Raw genomic sequence first — 4,313 nt, 5'->3', positions numbered from 1 at the left:
GAATCCGATCAGGACCTGCGCCCGCGCGGCGTCCGCGGGCAGCGGCGCCACCACGTCGTGCCAGCGCAGGTGCTCGGGACCGGGGCCGTCGTCGCGGCCTGTCCACGGCGCCGGCGGCACGTCGACCGGAATCCTCACATCCGCAGTCCTTCCTGCCAGACCTCCCGGACCAGCTGCACTCCCGGCCGGTACGCCAGGTGCAGGTACGACGGCGCGTCCAACGCGATCAGATCTGCCCGTGCGCCCTCCCGGACGACGCCGACGTCGTCCCGGCGCAACGCCGCGGCGCCCCCGGCGGTCGCCGCGTGGACCGCCTCCTCCGGGCTCATGTGCATCTCGCGCACCGCCAGCGCGATGCAGAACGGCATGCTCGTGGTGTAAGAGGTGCCGGGGTTGCAGTCGGTGGCCAGCGCGACGGTGACATCCGCGTCCAGCAGTGCCCGCGCGTCCGGATACCGGTTGCGCGTGCAGAAGTCGGCGCCCGGCAGCAGCGTCGCCACCGTGCCCGAGCCGGCGAGCGCCGCCACGTCCGCCGCCGTCGTGTAGGTGACGTGGTCCACCGATGCCGCACCGACCTCCACCGCCAGCTGCACGCCCGGCCCGGGACCGAGCTGATTGCCGTGCACCCGCGGGGTGAGGCCGTGCGCCATCCCTGCCTGCAGCACGGCCCGGCACTGGTCGGCGTCGAACGCGCCCCGCTCGCAGAACACGTCGATCCACTTCGCGTGCGGCGCGCACACGGGGACCATCTCCTCGCACACCAGCCGGACGTAGTCGTCGGGGCGGTCGGCGAACTCCGGCGGCACGGCGTGCGCGGCGAGCAGCGTCGTCTCCGGCGTGAACACCTCGGCCACCCGCAGGCAACGCAGCTCGTCGGCGACGGACTGGCCGTACCCGGACTTGCACTCGACCGTGGTCGTCCCGGACTGCCACCCCTCGGCGACGAGCCGCGACACCGTCGCCCCCAGCGCGCGATCGGTCGCCGCGCGGGTCGCCGCGATCGTCGTGGCGATGCCGCCGGCGGTGTAGGGGGCACCGGCCATGCGGGCGGCGAATTCCTCGGCGCGCTCCCCGGCGAACACGAGATGCGTATGACTGTCGACGAATCCGGGCAGCACGGCGCGGCCCTGCAGGTCGTGCCGGTCTGCGGCGGCCCCCTCGGGGACCCGGTCGCGCGGCCCCACCCACCGGATCAGACCCTCGCCGACGACCACCGCGGCGTCCACGAGCACCCCCAGCGGGCCCCGGTCGAGTTCCGGGTCGTTCGTGACGAGGCAGCCGATGTTGTCGAGCAGTGTCCAGTTCCGCCCGGGCGACACGGCGTCAGCCCTCCCGCATCGGGATGCGCAGTCCGCGGCGCGCGGCGACCTCGGCGGCACGGGGGTAGCCGGCGTCGACGTGCCGGAGGACGCCGGTGCCGGGGTCGTTCGTCAGCACCCGCTCGAGCTTGCGCGCGGCGAGGTCGGTGCCGTCGGCGATGCACACCTGCCCGGCGTGTAGCGACCGGCCGATGCCGACCCCGCCACCGTGGTGGATCGACACCCACGACGCGCCGGACGCCGTGTTGACCAGGGCGTTGAGCAGCGGCCAGTCGGCGATCGCGTCCGAACCGTCGGCCATCGCCTCGGTCTCGCGGTACGGCGAGGCCACCGACCCGGCGTCGAGGTGGTCGCGGCCGATGGCGATCGGAGCGGCGACCTCTCCGGCGGCGACCATCTCGTTGAACCTCAGCCCGGCCCGGTCCCGTTCGCCGTAGCCGAGCCAGCAGATGCGGGCCGGCAGCCCCTGGAACGGCACCGCGCGCCCGGCCAGGGTGAGCCATCGGGCGAGATGCTCGTTCTCGGGGAACAGTTCGAGGACGGCACGGTCGGTGGCCGCGATGTCCGCGGGATCTCCCGACAGCGCGACCCAGCGGAACGGCCCGCGGCCCTCCTCGAACAGCGGACGGATGTAGGCGGGTACGAAGCCGGGGAACGCGAACGCCCGGTCGAAGCCGCCCTTGCGGGCCTCGTCGCGGATGGAGTTGCCGTAGTCGAACACCTCGGCGCCGCGATCGAGGAACCCGACCATGGCCTTCACGTGCCGGGCCATCGACCGGCGGGCCTGCTCGGTGAACCACACGGGGTCCTTCGCCGCGAGGGTGTGCCACTCCTCGACCGTCACCCCGAGCGGCAGGTAGGACAGCGGGTCGTGGGCGGAGGTCTGGTCGGTGACGATGTCGATGGGGGCCTGCAGCGCGAGCAGCGCCGGCACGACGTCGGCGGCGTTGCCGACCACCCCGATCGAGCGGGGCTCGCGCGCATCCCGTGCCGCGAGCGCCGAGGCCAGCGCCGCCTCGACGCTGTCGGCCTTGGCGTCGAGGAAACCCTGCGCGAGCCGGCGGTCGACCCGGGCCTCGTCGACCTCGACGCAGATCGCGACGCCCTCGTTCATCGTGATCGCCAGGGGCTGCGCCCCGCCCATGCCGCCGAGGCCCGCGGTCAGGGTGACGGTGCCGGCGAGGCTGCCGCCGAACCGCTTGCGGGCGACGGCCCCGAACGTCTCGTAGGTGCCCTGCAGGATGCCCTGCGAGCCGATGTAGATCCAGGATCCGGCGGTCATCTGCCCGTACATCGTCAGCCCCAGCGCCTCCAGGCGGCGGAACTCCTCCCAGTTCGCCCAGTCGCCGACCAGATTCGAGTTGGCCAGCAGCACGCGCGGTGCCCACTCGTGGGTGCGCAGCACCCCGACGGGCTTGCCGGACTGCACGAGCAGCGTCTCGTCGCCGCCGAGGGTCTCGAGGGTCCGCACGATCGCGTCGAATGCGGCCCAGTTGCGGGCCGCCCGGCCGGTGCCGCCGTAGACCACCAGGTCGTCCGGCCGTTCGGCGACGTCGGGATCGAGGTTGTTCATCAGCAGGCGCAGCGCGCCCTCCTGTTGCCAGCCCCGGCACCGCAGCCCGGGACCGCGCGGGGCGCGCACGGGCCGCGGGCCCGGGAGGGCGGAGGGGGTCGTTCCGGTGGCCATGGGGCCTCCTCTCGAAACCGGCGAGGCGCGCCGGCGCCGCGACTCCATCCCATGACACTGCGGCGGACCGCCCCGCGACAACCGGTCCGGGCGGATGTGTCGGATCCGAGACCGAGCGGCCGGCCGCGGCCCGCCCGGCGGCCCCTTGGAACAGCGGGGCGGCGCGGTCGTACGATTTCGTCGAACGTTCTGCTGTCGAAGGGAACCATCCATGACCACGGGTATCGAACAGCTCGAGTTTCAGGCGGAGACGCGTCAGCTGCTGGATCTGCTGATCCATTCGGTGTATTCGAACAAGGACACCTTCCTCCGGGAACTCGTCTCCAACTCGTCGGACGCGCTGGACAAGCTCAAGCTCGAGGCGTTCCGCAACAAGGACCTGCAGGTCGACACGTCGGATCTGCACATCGAGATCGAGGTCGACAAGGAGCAGCGCACCCTCACCGTCCGCGACAACGGCATCGGCATGTCCCGGGACGAGGTGGTCGACCTGATCGGCACCCTCGCGAAGTCGGGTACCGCGGAACTGCGGCGCAAGCTGCGCGAGGCGCAGGAGTCGGCCGCGCCGGAGGAACTCATCGGCCAGTTCGGGGTCGGCTTCTACTCGACCTTCATGGTGGCCGACAAGGTGACCCTGCTGACCCGCAAGGCCGGCGAGCACGACGGCACCCGGTGGGAGTCGAGCGGCGAGTCGACCTACACGATCGAGACGGTCGAGGGCGCACCCCAGGGCACGTCGGTGACGCTGCACCTCAAGCCGGAGGACACCGAGGATCACCTGTTCGACTACACGGCCGAGTGGAAGATCAAGGAGATCGTCAAGCGCTACTCGGATTTCATCGCCTGGCCGATCCGGATGCAGGTCGAACGCACCAAGCCCGCCGAGGGGGAGGGGTCCGTCGCCGAAGTGGTCCGCGAGACGGAGACCCTGAACTCGATGAAGGCGCTGTGGGCGCGCTCGAAGGACGACGTCTCCGCGGAGGAGTACAGCGAGTTCTACAAGCACGTCAGCCACGCGTGGGACGAGCCGCTCGAGGTCGTCCCGATGAAGGCCGAGGGCACATTCGAATACCAGGCGCTGCTGTTCATCCCGTCGCAGGCGCCGTTCGACCTGTTCATGCGCGAGCGCAAGACCGGGATCCACCTCTACGTCAAGCGCGTGTTCATCATGGACGACTGCGAGGAGCTGATCCCGGAGTACCTGCGGTTCGTCAAGGGCGTGGTCGACGCCCAGGACCTGTCGCTCAACGTCTCGCGCGAGATCCTGCAGCAGGACAGGCAGATCCGCGCGATCCGCCGGCGGCTCA

3 protein-coding genes are annotated in these 4,313 nt (G+C 71.6%); 1 reads left to right on the top strand and 2 read right to left on the bottom strand.

Features of this window, described 5'->3' with window-relative positions; all coding sequences use genetic code 11:
* Positions 1–134: 134 nt before the first annotated feature.
* Entirely contained in the window at positions 135–1,319 is a 1,185-nt protein-coding gene (gene hutI / locus CQZ88_RS14940; RefSeq protein WP_006932408.1) for an imidazolonepropionase, read from the bottom strand.
* Between the two features lie 4 nt (positions 1,320–1,323).
* The gene (hutU, locus tag CQZ88_RS14935) at positions 1,324–3,006 is read right to left on the bottom strand and encodes a urocanate hydratase (protein ID WP_029545300.1); all 1,683 of its coding nucleotides are present in this window, start codon (positions 3,004–3,006) and stop codon (positions 1,324–1,326) included.
* Positions 3,007–3,217: 211 nt separating this feature from the next.
* On the opposite strand from hutU, the gene htpG reads away from it, so the two are divergent.
* Positions 3,218–4,313, top strand: a 1,096-nt coding sequence (gene htpG, locus CQZ88_RS31110) for a molecular chaperone HtpG (RefSeq protein ID WP_374703827.1), incomplete at its 3' end; no start/stop codon positions are given.

Origin of the sequence: Rhodococcus sp. ENV425 (genome assembly GCF_002887785.1) — a bacterium.
GTDB classification, from domain to species: domain Bacteria; phylum Actinomycetota; class Actinomycetes; order Mycobacteriales; family Mycobacteriaceae; genus Rhodococcus; species Rhodococcus aetherivorans.
Note: the sequence above shows the minus strand (reverse complement) of the source record. Positions and strands in the feature narration are given on the sequence as shown.